The organism is Pantoea sp. GCM10028869 (genome assembly GCF_042666835.1).
GTDB lineage: Bacteria > Pseudomonadota > Gammaproteobacteria > Enterobacterales > Enterobacteriaceae > Pantoea > Pantoea leporis.
The window spans coordinates 173,420-192,033 of record NZ_JBHTGO010000006.1; the positions used below are offsets into that span (position 1 = coordinate 173,420).

General features: G+C 51.5%; 16 protein-coding genes. 10 read left to right on the top strand and 6 right to left on the bottom strand.

Features of this window, described 5'->3' with window-relative positions; all coding sequences use genetic code 11:
- Positions 1-21: 21 nt before the first annotated feature.
- A complete protein-coding gene (gene ygiD, locus ACFQW4_RS17000; protein ID WP_217549714.1) occupies positions 22-807 on the top strand; it encodes a 4,5-DOPA dioxygenase extradiol in 786 nt (261 codons plus the stop codon).
- Positions 808-845: 38 nt separating this feature from the next.
- On the opposite strand, the gene ACFQW4_RS17005 is transcribed toward ygiD, so the two are convergent.
- From ACFQW4_RS17005 to ACFQW4_RS17020, 4 genes are all read right to left on the bottom strand, one after another.
- Entirely contained in the window at positions 846-2,009 is a 1,164-nt protein-coding gene (locus ACFQW4_RS17005; RefSeq protein WP_277974124.1) for a glutathionylspermidine synthase family protein, read from the bottom strand.
- 8 nt (positions 2,010-2,017) lie between these two features.
- Positions 2,018-2,692, bottom strand: coding sequence for a DUF1190 family protein (locus ACFQW4_RS17010; protein WP_061720467.1), 675 nt, complete (start codon positions 2,690-2,692; stop codon positions 2,018-2,020).
- Positions 2,693-2,832: 140 nt separating this feature from the next.
- Positions 2,833-4,305 carry an outer membrane channel protein TolC gene (gene tolC, locus ACFQW4_RS17015; RefSeq protein ID WP_110867308.1) on the bottom strand — a complete coding sequence of 491 codons (1,473 nt, stop codon included), beginning with the start codon at positions 4,303-4,305 and terminating at the stop codon, positions 2,833-2,835.
- Positions 4,302-4,493: a hypothetical protein gene (locus ACFQW4_RS17020; RefSeq protein WP_225614418.1), complete on the bottom strand. Its 192-nt coding sequence runs from the start codon at positions 4,491-4,493 to the stop codon at positions 4,302-4,304. The genes tolC and ACFQW4_RS17020 overlap by 4 nt, the downstream gene beginning before the upstream one ends.
- A 25-nt stretch (positions 4,494-4,518) precedes the next feature.
- Between ACFQW4_RS17020 and nudF the strand changes: the two genes are divergently transcribed.
- From nudF to parE, 5 genes are read left to right on the top strand one after another with little or no spacing between them, the layout of a single operon-like run.
- Positions 4,519-5,154, top strand: coding sequence for an ADP-ribose diphosphatase (nudF, locus tag ACFQW4_RS17025; RefSeq protein WP_192236275.1), 636 nt, complete (start codon positions 4,519-4,521; stop codon positions 5,152-5,154).
- Entirely contained in the window at positions 5,151-5,576 is a 426-nt protein-coding gene (locus ACFQW4_RS17030) for a DUF1249 family protein (RefSeq protein ID WP_008103400.1), read from the top strand. The genes nudF and ACFQW4_RS17030 overlap by 4 nt, the downstream gene beginning before the upstream one ends.
- A gap of 44 nt (positions 5,577-5,620) precedes the next feature.
- The gene (gene cpdA / locus ACFQW4_RS17035; protein WP_101762997.1) at positions 5,621-6,448 is read left to right on the top strand and encodes a 3',5'-cyclic-AMP phosphodiesterase; all 828 of its coding nucleotides are present in this window, start codon (positions 5,621-5,623) and stop codon (positions 6,446-6,448) included.
- Between the two features lie 3 nt (positions 6,449-6,451).
- Positions 6,452-7,033, top strand: coding sequence for an esterase YqiA (gene yqiA / locus ACFQW4_RS17040; RefSeq protein WP_101762998.1), 582 nt, complete (start codon positions 6,452-6,454; stop codon positions 7,031-7,033).
- A 46-nt stretch (positions 7,034-7,079) separates the two neighbouring features.
- Positions 7,080-8,975, top strand: coding sequence for a DNA topoisomerase IV subunit B (gene parE / locus ACFQW4_RS17045; RefSeq protein WP_101762999.1), 1,896 nt, complete (start codon positions 7,080-7,082; stop codon positions 8,973-8,975).
- Positions 8,976-9,004: 29 nt separating this feature from the next.
- On the opposite strand, the gene ACFQW4_RS17050 is transcribed toward parE, so the two are convergent.
- A complete protein-coding gene (locus ACFQW4_RS17050) occupies positions 9,005-10,480 on the bottom strand; it encodes a tetratricopeptide repeat protein (RefSeq protein WP_377726328.1) in 1,476 nt (491 codons plus the stop codon).
- A 92-nt stretch (positions 10,481-10,572) separates the two neighbouring features.
- On the opposite strand from ACFQW4_RS17050, the gene ACFQW4_RS17055 reads away from it, so the two are divergent.
- The 4 genes from ACFQW4_RS17055 to ACFQW4_RS17070 all read left to right on the top strand — a co-directional run bounded on the left by ACFQW4_RS17055 (position 10,573) and on the right by ACFQW4_RS17070 (position 18,220).
- Entirely contained in the window at positions 10,573-11,472 is a 900-nt protein-coding gene (locus ACFQW4_RS17055; RefSeq protein WP_101763001.1) for a LysR substrate-binding domain-containing protein, read from the top strand.
- Between the two features lie 266 nt (positions 11,473-11,738).
- Positions 11,739-13,943 carry an Ig-like domain-containing protein gene (locus ACFQW4_RS17060; protein WP_377726331.1) on the top strand — a complete coding sequence of 735 codons (2,205 nt, stop codon included), beginning with the start codon at positions 11,739-11,741 and terminating at the stop codon, positions 13,941-13,943.
- A gap of 67 nt (positions 13,944-14,010) precedes the next feature.
- Entirely contained in the window at positions 14,011-14,883 is an 873-nt protein-coding gene (locus ACFQW4_RS17065; protein ID WP_377726333.1) for an OmpA family protein, read from the top strand.
- A 205-nt stretch (positions 14,884-15,088) separates the two neighbouring features.
- Positions 15,089-18,220 carry an Ig-like domain-containing protein gene (locus tag ACFQW4_RS17070; RefSeq protein WP_377726335.1) on the top strand — a complete coding sequence of 1,044 codons (3,132 nt, stop codon included), beginning with the start codon at positions 15,089-15,091 and terminating at the stop codon, positions 18,218-18,220.
- Between the two features lie 85 nt (positions 18,221-18,305).
- Here the strand turns inward: ACFQW4_RS17070 and ACFQW4_RS17075 are convergent, their stop codons facing one another.
- Positions 18,306-18,614 carry a putative quinol monooxygenase gene (locus ACFQW4_RS17075; protein ID WP_008103384.1) on the bottom strand — a complete coding sequence of 103 codons (309 nt, stop codon included), beginning with the start codon at positions 18,612-18,614 and terminating at the stop codon, positions 18,306-18,308.

Consider the following 18,614-nt stretch of genomic DNA (forward strand, 5'->3'; position numbering starts at 1 on the left):
CACTCCGTCAGAGGATTAATCATGAGCACTACACGCATGCCTGCGCTGTTCCTTGGTCACGGCAGCCCGATGAACGTACTGGAAGATAATCGTTATACCCAAGCCTGGCAGCAATTGGGTGCAACCTTGCCGCGTCCACGTGCGATTCTCGCGGTTTCGGCGCACTGGTACACACGCGGCACGGCGGTGACGGCGATGAATAATCCGCGCACTATCCATGATTTTGGTGGTTTCCCGCAGGCGCTATTTGATGTGCGCTATCCCGCGCCGGGATCGCCAGAACTGGCTCAGCAAGTGATGAATTTACTGGCTCCGATCGCCGTTCATGCCGATCAGGAGTGGGGTTTTGATCATGGTTCCTGGGGTGTGCTTGCAAAAATGTATCCCGATGCCGACATCCCAGTGGTGCAACTGAGTATCGACGGCACTAAACCTGCTGAATGGCACTACGCATTGGGGCAAAAGCTGGCGTCATTACGAGATGAGGATGTGATGATCGTGGCCAGCGGTAACGTGGTGCACAATCTGCGTATGCTGCGCTGGCAAGGCGCAGAAACTGCGTATCCGTGGGCGGAGAGCTTCAATCAGTTTGTACGTGAGAATCTGGATTTCCACGGTGAGGCAGCAGATCACCCATTGGTGAACTTTATGCAGCATCCGGATGCACAGCTTTCGAACCCAACGCCTGAACACTATCTACCGCTGCTCTATATTCTTGGCGCGCGTGCCGCTGATGAAGCGATCAGTATTCCTGTGGAAGGGATGGAGATGGGCGCGATCAGCATGATGTCAGTGCAGATTGGCTAATGCGCAAGGCCGCCCGAAGAGTGCGGGCGGCACAGCTTTTACTCAACAAAGGTATGCGGATAGAAGCGCGACAGATCCTGCGTGATCAAGGCACGATCTTCGCGTAAGCCGATGCCCGCAGGTTGATCGTCAATTAGCCAACTGCCGATCAAGGTATAGCTATCACCGAATTTCGGTAGCTGATAGAACTGCTGGATAATCATGCCTTCTTCGCCATACGGACCATCGGCGCGGGCGATCTCCTGACCGTTTTCAATGATACGAATATTGGCACCTTCGCGTGAAAACAGCGGTTTCACCACGTACTTATCCATCTGCGGCGCGTTCTTATCATCGGCAAAGTAAGCGGGCAGCAAATTGGGATGATTAGGGAACATTTCCCACAGCAGCGGTAACAACGCTTTATTGGAAATGATGCTTTTCCAGGCCGGCTCCAGCCAACGCACGCCTGCATCCGCCAGCTTGGTAGAAAACACTTCGCGCAGCATGAATTCCCACGGATAGAGCTTAAACAGATTGCTGATGACCTGATCGTTTACGTCGGTAAACTGGCCTCTTTCACCCAATCCAATCTCGTCAATATAGAGAAATTCGCTCGGCAATCCGGCTTCAGTGGCGCAGTCCTGCAGATATTGCACCGTGGCGCGATCTTCCTCAGTATCACGGCAGCAGGAAAAGTGTAGCCAGTTGAAACCGAACTGCTGATGCAGCGTGGCGAAGCGCTCAATCAGCTTCTCTTGCAGGCTGTTGAACTGGTCGCTGCCCTGTGGCAGATTGCCCGCTTTGACCTGGTCTTCCAGCCAAATCCACTGAAAGAAGGCGGCTTCATACAGCGAGGTTGGTGTATCCGCGTTGTTTTCCAGCAGCTTAGCGTCACCTTTGCCATCCCATGCCAGATCGAGGCGCGAATAGAGCGAAGGCTGGCGCAACTTCCAGGAATCACGCACAAAGTCCCAGGTGTGCTTAGGAATACAGAAACGGGTGAGCAGCTCGTCACTGTTCACCACTTTTTCCACCGCCTGCAAACACATCTGGTGCAATTCGGCGGTGGTATCCTCAAGCTGTTCAACCTGCGCTAGCGTGAATTGGTAGTACGCATCTTCACACCAGTAAGGTTCGCCATACATGGTGTGAAACTGGAAACCATATTCCGCGGCTTTTTCACGCCAGTCTGGACGTTCGGGGATTGCAATACGTTGCATGCTGAGGCTTAGCCTCCCAGCGAGCGGCTGCCGGTGCCAGAAGCACTGCTGCGCTGCATGGTGTTTTGTTTTGCCACGCTGTCACCAAAGCCGCCACGCGTAATGGTGGAAGTGGTCGCGGGTTTCGGCGCCATTGCTGTTTTCGGCACGTTGATGGTGCGGCCCGATGTGGCATTACCGTAATTTTTACCCGCAGCATCAACAAATTTACCGTTTGCCGGGCTGTTCGGATTTTTTGGCGAGAACAGGGGCTGCTGGGCAAACCCTGCACCGCCGCTCATCATACGTCCCATCATGTAACCGGCCATCAACGGCATCCAGAAGCTACCGCTTTGCTGAGCTTCAGCATTGTTTGCGGTGGTGCCCACACCCGCTTGTGCAGGCGTTTGCTGGCATTGGTTTTCACCAAACTCAGCCACACAATCTTCGCGTGTAGCGTATTTTGGCGCGGTACGTTCGGCTTCTTTCTGTGCGTTGTTATACGCAGTGGTACATTGCGCGCTCTGGCCTGGATTGGCTTTGGCGCAATCATCCGCGTTTTGATAGAGCGACACCGTTTCGTCACTCTGCTCGCAGCCTGCCAGCATAAACACTGCGCTAACGGCAAAGGCGACTGGCGTTAAGTGGCGTGCCTGCCAGCTTTTACGAAAAGCGGCATGGCGAATATTTTTCGTCCGTTTCATTATTTTCATCCTGTGCCCAAAGGTGGGGTAAGGATAGGGGATGAGCGGTGGAAAATGAAGCGCGAAGCCAGATGGGGAAAGGATCTTTACGTAGCTATACGATTGAATGCGAAAGGGGCCGCATACGGCCCCCTGGGGAATTAATTACCGAATGGATTTCCGCTGCTGCGTGCGGCAGCTGGACGGGCTTGTGCGGCAGTTGAAGGCGATGAAGCTTTCGGACCGTTATCCACACGCGCGGCCTGCTGGTTATTCTCCGGCGCCACCACTTCAGGAGTCGTGGTGATCTCTTTGCCCAGCGTGCTGTTCAGCTGCTGCAGATCCTGCTCGTTCAGCGTACCCAGCGCATATTTGATATTCAGCTGGTTGATCAGATAGCTGTAACGCGCATCTGAAAGCTGCTGTTTAGCATTGAACAGCGTGGTGGTCGCATCCAGCACATCGACGATGGTACGCGTACCGACCTGATACCCGGCTTCCATCGCATCCAGTGAGCTTTGTGCAGAGACAACGGCTTGCTTATAAGCATCAATGCTGCTGATAGAGGCATTCACGTTATTGAATGATGAACGTACCGTCTGAACCGCACTACGATGTGCGCCTTCCAGCTGTTCGCTGGCCGCGACATAGTTGTACTGCGCTTGTTTCACCTGCGAGGTGACCGAGCCGCCGCTGTAAAGTGGCATGGTGAAGCTCAAGCCAACCTGGTTAGAACCGGTGATGGAATCGGTGCTGCCAGCGCTCTGATTGGCGCGACTGCCGCCATATTTGCTGTTTGACATACCGGTTGAGGCGGTCAAATCCAGCGTTGGCATGTGGCCGGTTTCGGCTGAACGAATCTGTTCACGCGCCAGATCCTGGCTCAGACGCGCAGACAGCAAGGTCAGGTTGCGGCTTTCCGCTTCTTTCAGCAGGCTGGCCACAGCATCTGGACGCGCGGTTTTGAAACGATCGATATTCAATGAAGCCAGCGACAGATAATCCATGCCGGTAATCTGACGCAGCGATTCCACCGCATTATCGAGGTTGTTACGTGCGGTCACTTCGTTAGCCAGCACGGTGTCATACTGTGCACGGGCGTTTTGCACGTCAGTAATCGCGACCAAACCCACGTTAAAGCGCTGCGTGGTTTGATCCAGTTCGCGGTAGATAGATTGTTTCTGTGCTTCGGTGTAAGAAAGCGTGTCGATTGCCTTTAACACGTTAAAATAGGCAGTCGCCGTGTTAAGAATCAGGTCTTGCTGAGCAACCTGATAGGTAACATCCTGAATACCAGCCTGTTTTTCCTGCAGCGACAGCGCACGCCATTTCGACATATCGAAAATAGTTTGAGTTAATTGCAGAGAGGCGCTGGTCGTGTTGGAATGAAGTCCGCTGCTGTCACGGTAGCCATTGTTATAAGTGTAATCTGCGCCCAAGCCTAACTGCGGCAATAAAGGACTACGCGCTTCATTGATTTTCTCAAATGCAGCGTCGCGGTTAGCGGCTGAAGATCGCAGATCGGGGTTGCTAAGGCGCGCCTGCTGATAGACCTGCAACAGGTTTTCTGCCTGGCTGGCAAGGCTGAATCCGCCCAGAGTCAGCCCAATAAAAAGTGGGAGCAGTTTTTTCATTTGCATTCCTTTTGTTGCAGCAAAATGCACTGGTAGTGCTGCAGGTAAGCCAAAAAAATAATCGCCGATTCTACAGAGGCGGCGTCAGAGATAAGTTGGCTGAACGTGCCTTCTTCCCCTAATTTACGTAAATAATTCAAAAAGAACCACTCGGACGGAGCGGTAGACTTGGCTTTTCTTTGCTCCATCCCAATCTGCATAAGGAATCAGACGATGGCGAGTGAAAAAAAATCCCCTGTGACTTTCACAAAAAACGATGTAGAAATTATTGCACGCGAAACGCGTTACGATGGTTTTTTTTCCATCGTCAGCTACCGTTTCCGCCACCGTTGTTTTAATGGCGAAATGAGTGGTGAAGTGGTGCGCGAAGTTTTTGAGCGCGGACACGCCGCCGTGCTGCTACCCTATGATCCCTTGCGTGATGAAGTGGTACTGATCGAACAGATCCGCATACCCGCTTTCGATTCCAGCCCAACGCCCTGGCTGCTGGAAATGGTGGCTGGCATCATCGAACCTGGCGAAACACCAGAAGATGTCGCACGACGTGAGGCGGTAGAAGAGGCGGGCCTTAAGGTTGGCCGCGTCAAACCGATAGTGAATTACTTAGCCAGCCCCGGCGGAACGTCTGAACGTTTATCGGTGCTGGTGGGCGAAGTGGATGCCAGCCTGGCAGAGGGAAATCATGGGCTGGAGGAAGAGAATGAGGATATTCTTGTCCATGTGGTGAGCCGCGAACAAGCTTATCGCTGGGTGGAAGAGGGGATTATTGATAACGCGGCATCTGTCATCGCCTTGCAATGGCTGGCGTTGCACCATGAAAAACTACGACAAGAGTGGAAGCTAAAATGAAACAGCGCTATACCCCTGACTTTCCCGAAATGATGCGCCTGTGCGAAACCAATTTCGCCCAGCTGCGTCGCCTGCTGCCGCGTAATGACGAGGCAGGCGCATCGGTGATTTATCAGGTGAATGGCGCCAGCTATCAGCTCACCATTGAGGAATCAACGCGTTACACCACGCTGGTGGAAGTGCGTCAGGTGGCGCCCGCAGTGAGTTACTGGAGCCTGCCTTCTATGTCGGTGCGGCTCTACCATGATGCGATGGTCGCTGAAGTGTGTTCCACTAAACAGATCTACCGATTTAAAGCGCGCTATGATTATCCTAATAAAAAACTGCATCAGCGCGATGAAAAACATCAGATTAACCAGTTCCTTGCGGATTGGTTGCGTTACTGCTTAGCGCACGGCGCTGTGGCAGTACCGGTTTGCTGATAGCGTAAAAAACGCAACGATGGCGTGGAGATTAAGGAAACGCTTTGGATAGCCTGCTAACTCTTCCTGCGCAAGATGGGTCTGATATCAGGATTTTACAAATCACGGATACCCATCTTTTCGCCGGAAAACATCAATCGCTGCTTGGGGTAAATACCTGGTCGAGTTTTGATGCGGTACTGGATGCTATTGAAGTACAACAGCGTCAGTATGATCTGATTATCGCCACTGGCGATCTCGCTCAGGATCACACCGTCGAAGCTTACCAACACTTTGTAGCAGGCATTAATCGTCTGCCAAAACCTTGCGTCTGGCTGCCGGGGAATCACGATTTTCAGCCGGCAATGGTGGATACGCTGGCCGACGCGGGCATCAAATCTGACAAGCACGTTCTTTTGGGCGATCACTGGCAACTGGTGCTGCTCGATAGCCAGGTATTTGGTGTGCCACACGGCATGTTGAGCGAATACCAGCTGGAGTGGCTACACACCGCACTTAGCAAGTACCCAGAACGCCACACTTTGGTACTGCTGCATCATCATCCGCTGGCTTCCGGATGTACCTGGTTAGATCAGCACAGCTTGCGCAATCCGCATCAGCTGGAAGCGGTACTGCAGCACTTCCCGCGCGCGCGTAATCTGGTATGTGGCCATATTCATCAGGAGCTCGATCTCGACTGGCATGGTCGCCGTGTGATGGCTTCACCATCAACCTGCGTCCAGTTCAAACCGCATTGCACTAACTTCACCATTGATACGCTGGCGCCGGGCTGGCGTTGGTTTACCTTGCAGCCCGACGGCACGCTGCAGACCGAAGTGAACCGCCTGCAAAGTGACATGTTCCGCCCCGATCTTGATTCCGAGGGCTACTAAGCAATGGCGGCGCTGATCTATCTGCATGGCTTCAACAGTTCCCCGCAATCGGCGAAAGCCACGCAGCTGCAGCAGTGGCTCAACGAACAGCATCCGCATATTAATGTGATGGTGCCGCAACTACCGACGTTTCCGTCTGAAGCCGCCAGCATGCTGGAAGATCTGGTGATGCAATATGCCGGTGAACCGCTGGGATTGGTGGGATCGTCGCTGGGCGGCTATTTTGCTACCTGGCTGTCGCAGTGTTTTATGTTGCCAGCGGTGGTGGTTAATCCCGCCGTACGGCCGTTTGAGCTGTTAGTGGATTACCTCGGCGAAAACCGTAATCCCTACACCGGCCAGCAATATGTGTTAGAGTCTCGCCACATTTACGATCTGAAAGTAATGCAGATTGACCCTCTTGAAGCGCCCGATTTACTCTGGCTGCTGCAACAAACCGGCGATGAAATACTCGATTATCGCCAGGCGCTGGAGTATTACAGCGCATGCCGCCAGACGGTTGAAGAGGGCGGCAATCATGCCTATATCGGATTCGAACGCCATTTCGCACAGATCGTTGATTTTCTGGGATTAAACGCCCAGTGACCTTGCGAAGTGGGGCCATTTTCCTATTGCTAATCAGACATTTACGATGAGCCAATCAAGCTATAATGCCGATGCCATTGAGGTCCTGACCGGCCTTGAACCGGTGCGTCGTCGTCCGGGGATGTACACCGATACCACGCGCCCGAACCACCTGGGCCAGGAGGTGATCGATAACAGCGTCGATGAGGCGCTGGCCGGTCACGCTAAACGCGTGGAAGTCATTCTTCATGCCGACCAGTCGCTGGAAGTTATTGATGATGGTCGTGGCATGCCAGTGGATATCCATCCGGAAGAAGGCGTGCCAGCGGTTGAGCTGATTCTTTGTCGCCTGCATGCGGGCGGCAAATTCTCCAACAAAAACTATCAGTTCTCAGGCGGCTTGCACGGCGTCGGGATCTCGGTGGTTAACGCCTTGTCGAAGCGTGTGGAAGTTACCGTGCGACGTAACGGCGAAATCTACCAGATTGCCTTCGAAAATGGCGACAAGGTGCAGGATCTTACGGTTACCGGCACCGTCGGTAAACGCAATACCGGTACCAGCGTGCACTTCTGGCCAGATGAAAGCTTCTTTGATAGCCCGCGTTTCTCGGTTTCTCGTTTATCACATCTGTTAAAAGCCAAAGCCGTGCTGTGTCCGGGCGTTGAAATTGTTTTTAAAGACAAGGTCAACGACACCGAACAAACCTGGATGTATCAGGATGGCCTGACCGATTACCTGTGTGAAGCGGTTGACGGCTTACCCACGCTGCCGGAAAAACCCTTTGTAGGCAGTTTTGCAGGCGATGTGGAAGCAGTGGATTGGGCGCTGCTGTGGCTGCCGGAAGGCGGAGAGCTGCTAACAGAAAGCTACGTTAACCTGATCCCAACCATGCAAGGCGGCACGCACGTCAACGGTTTGCGTCAGGGCTTGTTGGATGCCATGCGCGAGTTTTGCGAATACCGCAATATTCTGCCGCGCGGCGTGAAGCTGTCGGCAGAAGATATCTGGGATCGCTGTGCGTACGTGCTGTCGGTGAAGATGCAGGATCCACAGTTTGCCGGGCAGACTAAAGAGCGCCTGTCGTCGCGTCAGTGTGCGGCATTCGTCTCCGCGGTGGTCAAAGATGCCTTCAGCCTGTGGCTGAATCAAAACGTGCAGGCGGCTGAAATGCTGGCCGAGCTGGCAATCTCCAGCGCGCAGCGCCGCATGCGCGCCGCGAAGAAAGTGGTGCGTAAAAAACTCACCAGCGGCCCGGCGCTGCCGGGCAAACTGGCTGACTGCACCGCACAAGATTTGAACAAAACCGAGCTGTTCCTCGTCGAAGGGGATTCTGCGGGCGGATCCGCCAAGCAAGCGCGCGATCGTGATTATCAGGCGATCATGCCGCTTAAAGGTAAGATCCTTAATACCTGGGAAGTCTCTTCGGACGAAGTGCTGGCCTCACAGGAAGTGCATGATATTTCAGTGGCGATCGGTATCGATCCTGACAGCGAAGATCTGAGCCAGCTGCGTTACGGCAAAATCTGTATCCTCGCGGATGCGGACTCCGATGGTCTGCACATTGCCACGCTGCTGTGCGCGCTGTTTGTGAAGCATTTCCGTACGTTGGTGCAACACGGCCATGTGTACGTGGCGATGCCGCCGCTGTATCGCATCGATCTCGGCAAAGAAGTCTATTATGCCCTGGATGAAGATGAGAAAGAGGGCGTGCTGGACCAGTTGAAGCGCAAGAAAGGTAAGCCGAATGTGCAGCGTTTTAAGGGCTTGGGTGAAATGAACCCGCTGCAGCTGCGCGAAACCACGCTTGATCCGAATACGCGTCGTCTGGTGCAATTGACGATCAGCGATGAGGATGTCGATCAAACCCTACGCGTGATGGACATGCTGCTGGCGAAGAAACGCTCGGAAGACCGCCGCAACTGGCTTCAAGAGAAAGGCGATTTAGCCGACCTCGAAGTGTAAAAAAACAGGGACGCCGCGGCGTCCCTGTTTTATTGCTGCTGTAATGCCTGTTTAATCCGCGTAATAACCGTGCTCCACTCTTCATCCTGCCCGCGCCCAAACAATCTCATTTGCGGATACCACGGCGATTCATCGCGATTTTCCAACCAGCGCCAGTCTCGCGCCCAGGCGGGAAGTAATACCCAGCAAGGTATCCCCATCGCCCCTGCTAAGTGGATCACCGACGTATCTACACCAATCACCAAATCCAGTTGTGAAATGACCGCGGCGGTATCCTGATAATCAGTGAATTGGGCACCAAGCGGCTGTATGTGTGGAAAGTCAGCGATTTCCTCTTCACCTGCACCTTTTTGCAAGCTAATCCAGTTGATATCAGGCAGGTCAAATAAAGGTGCAAACTGTGAAAGGTGCGCAAGCGATCGTTGGCTATCATTCTTATGCCCGCTAGAGCCTTTCCATACGATACCAATTTTTTTCCCGTTCCCCTCAATCGGCCACCTCGCCTGTTGTTCTGCAGAGCTAAACAGATAGGGATGATGCGCGCTGAAGGGCTGTGTTGAGTTGAGGAAGTGCTGCGGTAAATCCAGTAGAGAGCACCAGTAATCTGCCGGTGGCAACGTGTGTTGTACATCTTCCCGTGTCAGATAATTATCGAGGTGCGGCAGCGTAACCATCAATGATTTTAAGGACTTGCTACCCAGCATGATCACTTTTACCGCATGCTTCTCAGTTTTAACGCGTGTGAGATAACGACAGAACTGAATTTCGTCCCCCATGCCTTGCTCGGTCCTTACCAACAGCGTTTTGCCGCGCAGATCCTCTCCTTGCCAGTAGGGAATAGGGAGTTTCGGTAAGGTAAAGAAGCGATCGGGATTATCGGGCGCATAACGCGCCTGATAGTTAGACCAGCCAGCAGCGAAGTTGCCTTGTTGTAGCTGAACCATGCCGAGCGAATTTCGGCAACGTTGATCGGCGTCACGCACTTGCAATACTTGCTGCATCTGACTTTCTGCTTCTTGTAGCTGGCCCATGTGCGCTAGCAACGTACTTAAGCCATAGCGGGCTTCGGTATAATCAGGCTGGCTTTGCAGCGCCAATCGATACTGATCTAAAGCAAGGTGATAGCGCTGCTGTTTATGCAGCAAAATAGCGTAGTTATTGTGACAGGCGGCATAGCCCATATGTGATTGCTGCGCAGCCTGATAACAGGCTTCCGCCTCGCTCCAGCACCCGGCGTCATAATGGGTTAGACCAAGACCGTTGAGTAATCCCGCATCTGTAGGCGCAAGTTTTAGCGCCCGCTGATAATAGCGCTGCGCCGTATCCAGATCGCCGTTGCGCCGTGCAAGCCGTGCGGCTTCATGAAGGAACCAGCCATCGTAGGGAGCAAGCGTCAGGTGCGCCCGAATCTTACGCCAGGCTTCTTCCTGTCGCCCTTGCTGCAGCAACTGGGTTACCGCTTGTTGCTGACGTAAATCGTTAGCCAACCGAGGTTTATGGCGCATTGTGATATCCTGCCGCGAATAAAGTGGCGTAATTTAAGTCAAAAGTGTTAGAAACCGCGCTAAGACAGGTCTCGATCTTTAAGGATGGGAATTTGAAAATAACACTGGAAGAGTTACGTGCCTGGGTTGCGGTGGTGGATACCGGATCAATCACATCAGCCGCGGAGCAGTTAGATCAAACCAGCTCTGGCGTGAGCCGTGCGCTTAGCCGGCTGGAAGGTAAGCTGCAAACCACCTTAATGCATCGCACCACGCGTCGCCTGGCATTGACCGAAGAGGGGCTGATTTTTCTCGATCATGCGCGGCAGATTCTGGCGTCGGTTGAACAGGCGGAAGAACTGATCGCGCAGCGCCGGGACATTCCTTCTGGACGCTTACGCGTCAATGCCAATACGCCATTTACCCTGCACGTCATTGTGCCGCTGGTGGCGGAGTTTCGTCAGCGCTACCCGCTGATTCAGCTGGAATTAAACACCGACGATATTGTGATCGATCTGCTGGAGCAGCAAACGGACATCGCCATTCGCATCGGCGAGCTGCGCGATTCGACGCTGCGTGCGCGTGTGCTCGGAAGCAGCGCCATACGCCTGTTAGCCAGCCCGGATTATCTTGAAAAGTTTGGTGTACCGGAAAATGTTGATGCACTGGCGAACCATCAGCTGTTGGGGTTCAGTCAGCTTGATGTACACAACGTCTGGCCGGTTTGGCAGCGCGAAGGCGAGTTCCTGCGCATCAAACCTACGCTGTCCGCCTCCAGTGGTGAAACATTGCGTCAACTGGCTTTAGCTGGGCAAGGTATCGTACGTTTATCCGATTTTGTCAGCCGTGAAGATCGCGAGAGTGGGCGTTTGGTACAGGTTTTGGCAACGGAAACCCGTGAACAGCGTTTACCCATCCACGCGGTCTATTATCGCAATCAATCCCTTACCTCGCGCATTACCTGTTTTCTGAGTTTTTTACGCGAAAAAATTCAGGAAAATCATCTGTTATAGTCTTGTTCCTGCTCGATTATTTACCCTTCATCTTCATATCTTTATTCATAAAAACGCTTTAATTCATATAGTTAATTAACTAATAACTTTTCTGTCAATGTTGGGAAATTTTTTCTTTCCTAACGGGACGTTTCTTATGTCTCGGAAATCTCTCTTTCCCGATTATGTCGCTCACTTTGAGCCCGCACAGGTGGGTTAAGCCAGGGAGATTGTTGCGCTTGTACGCAATCGCACAATCAAAATCTAATGTACGGAAGGGATTAAACATGAACGTTTCGCCCGTGAGTGTTGCGGTTATTGATAAAAAAACAATAACGAAAGCGGAAGCATTGCGTGTAGGTAAAGACGGTAAAGCTGCAAAAGTTCAGGCTATTACCAACGGCAAATATTTGCTGACCCAGGGTAATGACGGCGTTGCACCAGAAAACATTACCGTTAAGCGTGTCGGGAAAGATTTGCTGGTGATGCTGGAAGGATCCGACGCCAGCGAACCGGATCTGATTATCGAAGACTTTTTCGCTAAATCAGGTGCTTTAGTTGGTAAAGCTGAAGATGGCGCCATGCATGAATACGTCGCTACCGATGGTGACGCCGATCACGATGCTGCCGCATTGGCTGATGGCGAAACCACCGCATTAGCGCTTGGAGAGAGCACGGTTGATACCGATTCTGGTTTCATGCTGGCCTCAGGATTTGAATGGTCCCCGGCGTTGATCGCTTTAGGCGGATTGGCGGCTATCGCTGCGGCCGCCGGCCTGGGCTACGTGGCAGCCAAAGAGCAGTATCAGGATAAAAACGCTCACGAAAACGGCAGCAGCGATCAAAATGGTGGGGACAACGGGAAGGGCGGTGATGGCGGCGGTGATGGCGGCGGTAAAGGTGGCGGCGACAGCGGCGGCGGCAATGTAAACGTCCCGGTAGTTAACGGCCTGTATGACGACGTGGGCAGCATTACCGGATTGATCGCGAAAGGCGGCCGTACCGATGACACCACGCCGACACTGAACGGCACGGGCACCAAAGGGAATGTCATTGAAATTTGGGATGGCAGCACAAAAATTGGTGAAACCACGGTTGGTGAAAACGGCACATGGTCCTTTACACCTGGTAAAGCATTGGGCGCCGGTAGCCACAGCATCACCACACGTGAACGCAATGAAAGTGGCGTAGTAGGCGATTCAAGCGAGGCCTGGAGCTTCGTTATCGATCTGACCGCCCCTGCCAAGGGCACCATTGGTAGCATGGTGGACGAAAGCGTGAATCCGCCGAAAGAGATCGTGAAAGATGGCATCACCAAAGACAACACACCGACGCTGGCGGGTAAGGCCGAAGCGGGCGCTACCGTTGAAATCTGGAAAGATGGCCAGTTGCTGGGCACTGCCAAAGTAGACAGCGAGGGTAACTGGACCTACACCAGCCCGACGCTGGCAGAGGGTAAACATGATTTCAGCATCGTCGTCGTAGATGAAGTCGGGAATAAATCGCTACCTTCCGAAGCCTGGATTATCGAGGTTGATACCGTAGCACCAGAAAATAAAGGCATTGGTGCCATCGCTGATGATGAAGGTAAGTTGATTGAAAATGGTGGCGAAACGCAAGACAGCACGCCAACCTTCTCTGGCGTCGGTGAAAAAGGCGACATCATTAAAATCATTGATAACGGCCAGGTTATCGGCAGCACCGTTGTAGACGACGAAGGAAAGTGGCAATTCACCCCAGAAAAAGCCATTGGTAATGGCGATCACGAATTCCAGATTATTGAAATGGATCCAGCAGGTAATGAATCTGCGCCTTCAGAAAAAGTCATTATCGAAATTAACGATCCGAATAACCCTATTGATCCCGGCAAGGAAGTGATTCCGAATCCCGATGTACCGGTAACTGGCGCGGTTGACGACGTGTATCGTGATGAAATGTTGGATAACGGCGAAAAGTATTTCATCGGTAAACAGCCTATTGCTAACGGCGATGCGGTGAATGATTCAACGATTTTTGTGGGTGGATCCGGCAACGCGGGCGATATCGTTTATATCTGGCTCAGTGGAAGCAATAACCATTATTACCTCTCCTCTGTCGTAGATGAGAACGGGAAGTGGAGTATCGCCACGCCAGAGTTATCTGATGATGTTTACAAGATTGAAGCGGCATTTAAAAATGCTGAGGGCGTAGTAACAGCCAAAACCGAAGCATTTGAAGTTGAGATCGACACGCTTCCACCAGAACCCATCGATCCGGGCGATCTCTTCCCAGATTTACTTAGCCATGTTGAATTATCTGAGCTGCTCTCGGCAAACGGTGACACGTTATTCAATGAAGCGCAGGAAGAATCTGCATTACTCAATAATATTGATGAAAGCATTTTGAGTAATATGGTTTTTGATGCGGATATTAAGAGTTCTGCAGTGGACGGCGTAATGTCTCTCGATATTACAGCTTTGAAGGATTTAGATATTCATTATTTATCTGAATAATTATCACATCATTGCGATTAATAGAATAAAAACAGGCGTCGTCTGACGCCTGTTTTCTGGAGTTATAATGAAACTTAAAAAATATGCTATTGCCACGGTGCTTGCGTCATTGTCCATCAGCGCAACTATCCAAGCGCAATCTAATTTTGGCAAAGCCTGGCAATCCATGCCTGCAGCGGCCTCAGAGCAAACCCGCATCGTTTATTATCGTGCTACAGACGATAATAATAATAAAGCAGCACACATCTATGTTGATGGCGAATTCCAAACGGCATTATTAACCGGTGGCTACACGGTGTTTTGCCTGAAACCGGGTGTACATTCATTGGGGAGCTATATCGATGATGCGCCGGGTTATCAGGGCAAGCAGCAACAGCCATGGCGCGATAATCTGGCGGCGGGCAAAACCTATTATATTATTGCCAGCCTTGACGGTTCTGGCCGTCCTCTGGTGATGGATAGCGAACAGGCTCAGCAGCAATTAGTAGGAACACGTCAGCAAACTCACTTGCTTTCCCGCGCGTCAGCGGTGGTGCCGTGCCAGCCTGGAACTACACAGTCTTATGATAATTATGAGTTTTCATCGGATTTGTTGTTTAATTTTGGTAGTGCGAGCAGTGCCGATATCTCCGCTCAGGGTCACAGCGCCATTCAACAATTTGCGACCTTGTTGAAAAGCAAAAATAAAGCCGAACAGCGCATTATAGTCACCGGCTTTACCGATCCGATTGGGGAGGAGGAAAGCAACATCAAGTTAGGCCAACGCCGCGCGGATGCAATCAAGAAATTATTGGTTAATAACGGGCTCGCGAGCGAGCATATTCATTCGCAAAGTATGGGTGAAAGCCAGGTCACGGCGCAGTGCGCGGGCTCGCTGAAGCAGCAAAAAGCATGCTATCAAGGCGAACGTCGTGTAATTATCAGTGTGGAGAATAAATAGTTTTATCACTTTCTGAAAATTAACCAATGGTCTGATTTTTTAAAATTTAGACCATTTTTTTCGGCCGCCGGTTTTTATTAGTGATTTCGTTAAAAGACCATTAATTAAGACATGTCCTGTGTTGGTTATTTCACTAACTGGTCGAGAATACTTGCGTTCCGGGAGGGAACCGGAACACGAATCTAAATATTAAAGGAATATTATCATGGCAAATAACAGCATTAACGCATTAAAAAAAGTGGACATTAAAACTATCACCGATAGTCAGTTTGGTTGGATAGGTCAAACGGTCGATCCTAAAGACGCCGGTGGTTATGTTGAAATCCTTATTGATGGTGTGATTTACAAAGCACCTATTGATGAAAACGCTAATTGGTCTTTCACACCGCCAGCGGGCTGGGACGAAGGCTCACATACCGTGCAGTTGATCACCGTCGATAAAGCAGGTAACCGCGCACCACCATTGTCCTTTATTGTAATTCTGGATACCCAAGCCCCAGAAGCGCCGGAAATCTGGCGTGTGGTAGACAACACTGGCAGCAATAAAGGCAATTTGAATCCGGGCGAAATCACCGATGAACATAAGCCTGTCATTTCAGGCGTAGCGGAGCCGGGCGCGATTGTTTACCTGTATGACAACGGCGGAAAAGATCCGATTGCGTCAGTCAAAGCCAATAGCATGGGTGCATGGACCATTACTCCAGAATTGGCAGATGGCGAACATAGCCTGACCGTAGTGGCTAAAGATGCGGGTAAAAACGAAAGCCCAGCCTCTGCGCCTTTCGTGATCGTGGTTGAAGCGGGCGCGGTGGTGAAAGCCGAAGGCCCAACTTCAGAGTTACAGCAATCTGAAGAGTCAGTAATTGGCACGCATGATTTCGGCACATTTAAAAATGCCAATGAGGCCTATAGAAGTAAAAGTTATATTGAGCAAGCGGGAACAATTAAGGACAAAAACGCCGAAATTCAAATCACGTTAAATAACGAAGTTTATATCATTCGTTCTGATTCAGAGGGTAAATATCATTTCAAATCTGAAGAGCTGCCAGATGGTATTTATTACTATCAGACGCGCGTTCGCGACAACGCTAATAACTGGGGACCAGCTACCACATTTATTATACATATTGAAGCTGAAACACCCGAAGCGCCGCAAATCCTGCGCGTCATTGACGATGTAGGGAATGTTGACCACTTAACTTCGGGTCAATACACCGACGATAAAAACCCAACGCTGTCTGGCGTGGCTAAGCCAGGTTCGCTGGTCTTCATTTACGGTGCGGATTCAGCACCGATCGGCAGCGTGACAGCAGGTGGCGATGGCCGTTGGACCTTCACACCGGAACTGACCACGGATGACACCTATATCTTCAACGTGGCGTATCAGGATCGCTACGGTCGTATGAGTCCGAAATCAGACAACTTCATTCTGAAACTGGATGCTACTGCACCTGAAGCGCCTTCACTGGAAGGTGTTTACGATGACGTAGGCCGCGTAACCGGTGAGCTGAAATCAGGCGATACCACTGACGACACCACCCTGTCGCTGTCGGGTAAAGCGGATGCCGGTTCCATTGTACGTATCTGGGATGGTGAAAAAGTAGTTGCAACCGTTATTGCCAACTCACGTGGTGAATGGTCTTACGAACTGGATGTCGCCGAGGGCAAACATGCGCTGCGCGTAGATTCCGTCTCCAAAGGTGGTGCTGCTTCTGCTCCATCAGAAGAGTTCATTGTGATTGTTGATACCCAAACGCTGCCTCCGGCACAGATCGAAGAGATCGTTGCCAACAACGGTGCAGAAGAGCGTCCGCTGGTGAGCGGTGATGCTACCAACGATGATACCCCAGTGCTGCGCGGTTCAGGTGAAGAGGGTGAAATTGTTTATGTTTACGATAAAGATAAAGTCATTGGTTCTGCTACCGTAGGCAAAGATGGCAAATGGGAAATCGAGCTTGATCCACTGGAAGAAGGTTCGCATGAACTGAAGATCAAAATCGAAGATCCAAAAACCGGCAAAAGTTCAGACTTCTCAGATCCGGTCACCATCGTGGTGGATTTGACCGCACCTGAAAAACCGGTTGCTCCGGGCATTGTCGATAACACCGGTGATGAGCAGGGCATCATCCAGCCAGGCACGCCAACCGACGAAACCCAGCCGGAGTTCACCGGTGGCGGTGCTACACCGGGCGACGTTGTGGAAATCATCATCATTGATAAAGACGGAAAAGAGCAGGTCATTGGTAGCGGCGTAGTCGACGAGAAAGGTGATTGGACCGTCACCCCAACCGATCCAATCGGTGATGGTGAGTACGACGTGGTGGTTGAAATTACCGATCCGGCGGGCAACACCTCCGATCGTTCCGATCCAATTGAACTGATTATCGATACCAAAATTCCGGTCGAAATCAAGGACTTCGAATTGTGGGATGACGTAGGTGCAATTACCGGTCAGATCCTCGATGGCGGCGTAACTGATGATAAATCGCCAACCGTGCGCGGTACCGGTGAAAACGGGTCTAAAGTCATTATCTATGATGGCGATAAGCAGATCGGTTCAGCAACCGTGGTTGATGGGAAATGGAGTTTTGATCTGCCTGCTCTGACGGAAGGTGCGCACAATATCCGCGTTCAACCTGTCAGCGCTTCAGGTGTGAAAGGCCCTATCAATGACGGCATCAACTTTGATGTGGATCTGACCGCGCCTCAGGCTGGTACATACACCGGTGGTACGTTCATTGACGTTGATGGCTATCCTCGTCCAATTGTTCCTGATATCAACGGTCAGGTCATGAAGCTGAACGGTACCGGTAAAGAAGATGGCACCGTGGTAGTGGTCTATGGCGATGCGGCGCGTACCGAAATCATCGGCAGCGCGGTGGTGACCAACGGCAAATGGACACTGGATACCAAAGAACTGGCTGAAGGTAGCTACCATATCTCCTTCGGTTACCGTGACGCGGCGGGTAATGAAGTGGCCGGTGAAGAATCGTTCGATGTGAACGTCGACGTTACTCCACCAGAGCCTATCGATCCAGGCGACCTGTTCCCAGACTCATTCAACGAAGCGCTGATGAGCATGTCACTGACGGATATTCTGTCCATGAGCGATGACTCGTTATTCATCGACAACGGTAAAACGCAGTTGATGATTTCGGATTCTGCGCAGGAAGTGACCTTGCAAGACATCCTGCCGGAAGGTGAAGACGTGAATAACTGGAGCCAGGCAAATGGCACCGTAACCGTGGCAGGCGTTGAATATAACGTTTACCAGAATAACGGTGGCGATGCTGAAGTGATGGTTCCACAGCACCTGCTGCAGGAACAACAGCACTAATTTCTGATTAGCTGCGAAACAAAAGCCCCGATCGAAAGACCGGGGCTTTTTTTATGCACGATATGTAACAACACAGTAAATTGACTTATTTAGCCGCTTCCAGCACCAGGATCTTCACATCGACCACTTCATCTTTAATCAACGCGCGATGCGCATCCATGTGTGGCATCTGCTGATGCTGCTCCAGATGACGCAGTGATTCCCATAGCTCCAGCATGAAAATGGAATCGGGTGAATTCTGTTTCCACGGCACTTGCGCCTGATGATCAACTAATGCGTCATATTGATGACAGCCATCTTCTTCCAGCACGGTAGGAATCAGCTGGTTAATCGCATCCAAAACCACCTGGCGACGGCCCGGTTTGACACAAATCTCTGCAACGACGGTTAACAT

Excerpts from the sequence above, each read along its gene's own strand:
- ygiD (WP_217549714.1), top strand. The coding sequence starts at position 22 with ATGAGCACTACACGCATGCCTGCGCTGTTCCTTGGTCACGGCAGCCCG.
- ACFQW4_RS17005 (WP_277974124.1), bottom strand. The coding sequence starts at position 2,009 with ATGCAACGTATTGCAATCCCCGAACGTCCAGACTGGCGTGAAAAAGCC.
- ACFQW4_RS17010 (WP_061720467.1), bottom strand. The coding sequence starts at position 2,692 with ATGAAACGGACGAAAAATATTCGCCATGCCGCTTTTCGTAAAAGCTGG.
- tolC (WP_110867308.1), bottom strand. The coding sequence starts at position 4,305 with ATGAAAAAACTGCTCCCACTTTTTATTGGGCTGACTCTGGGCGGATTC.
- ACFQW4_RS17020 (WP_225614418.1), bottom strand. The coding sequence starts at position 4,493 with ATGGAGCAAAGAAAAGCCAAGTCTACCGCTCCGTCCGAGTGGTTCTTT.
- nudF (WP_192236275.1), top strand. The coding sequence starts at position 4,519 with ATGGCGAGTGAAAAAAAATCCCCTGTGACTTTCACAAAAAACGATGTA.
- ACFQW4_RS17030 (WP_008103400.1), top strand. The coding sequence starts at position 5,151 with ATGAAACAGCGCTATACCCCTGACTTTCCCGAAATGATGCGCCTGTGC.
- yqiA (WP_101762998.1), top strand. The coding sequence starts at position 6,452 with ATGGCGGCGCTGATCTATCTGCATGGCTTCAACAGTTCCCCGCAATCG.
- parE (WP_101762999.1), top strand. The coding sequence starts at position 7,080 with ATGAGCCAATCAAGCTATAATGCCGATGCCATTGAGGTCCTGACCGGC.
- ACFQW4_RS17050 (WP_377726328.1), bottom strand. The coding sequence starts at position 10,480 with ATGCGCCATAAACCTCGGTTGGCTAACGATTTACGTCAGCAACAAGCG.
- ACFQW4_RS17060 (WP_377726331.1), top strand. The coding sequence starts at position 11,739 with ATGAACGTTTCGCCCGTGAGTGTTGCGGTTATTGATAAAAAAACAATA.
- ACFQW4_RS17065 (WP_377726333.1), top strand. The coding sequence starts at position 14,011 with ATGAAACTTAAAAAATATGCTATTGCCACGGTGCTTGCGTCATTGTCC.
- ACFQW4_RS17070 (WP_377726335.1), top strand. The coding sequence starts at position 15,089 with ATGGCAAATAACAGCATTAACGCATTAAAAAAAGTGGACATTAAAACT.
- ACFQW4_RS17075 (WP_008103384.1), bottom strand. The coding sequence starts at position 18,614 with ATGTTAACCGTCGTTGCAGAGATTTGTGTCAAACCGGGCCGTCGCCAG.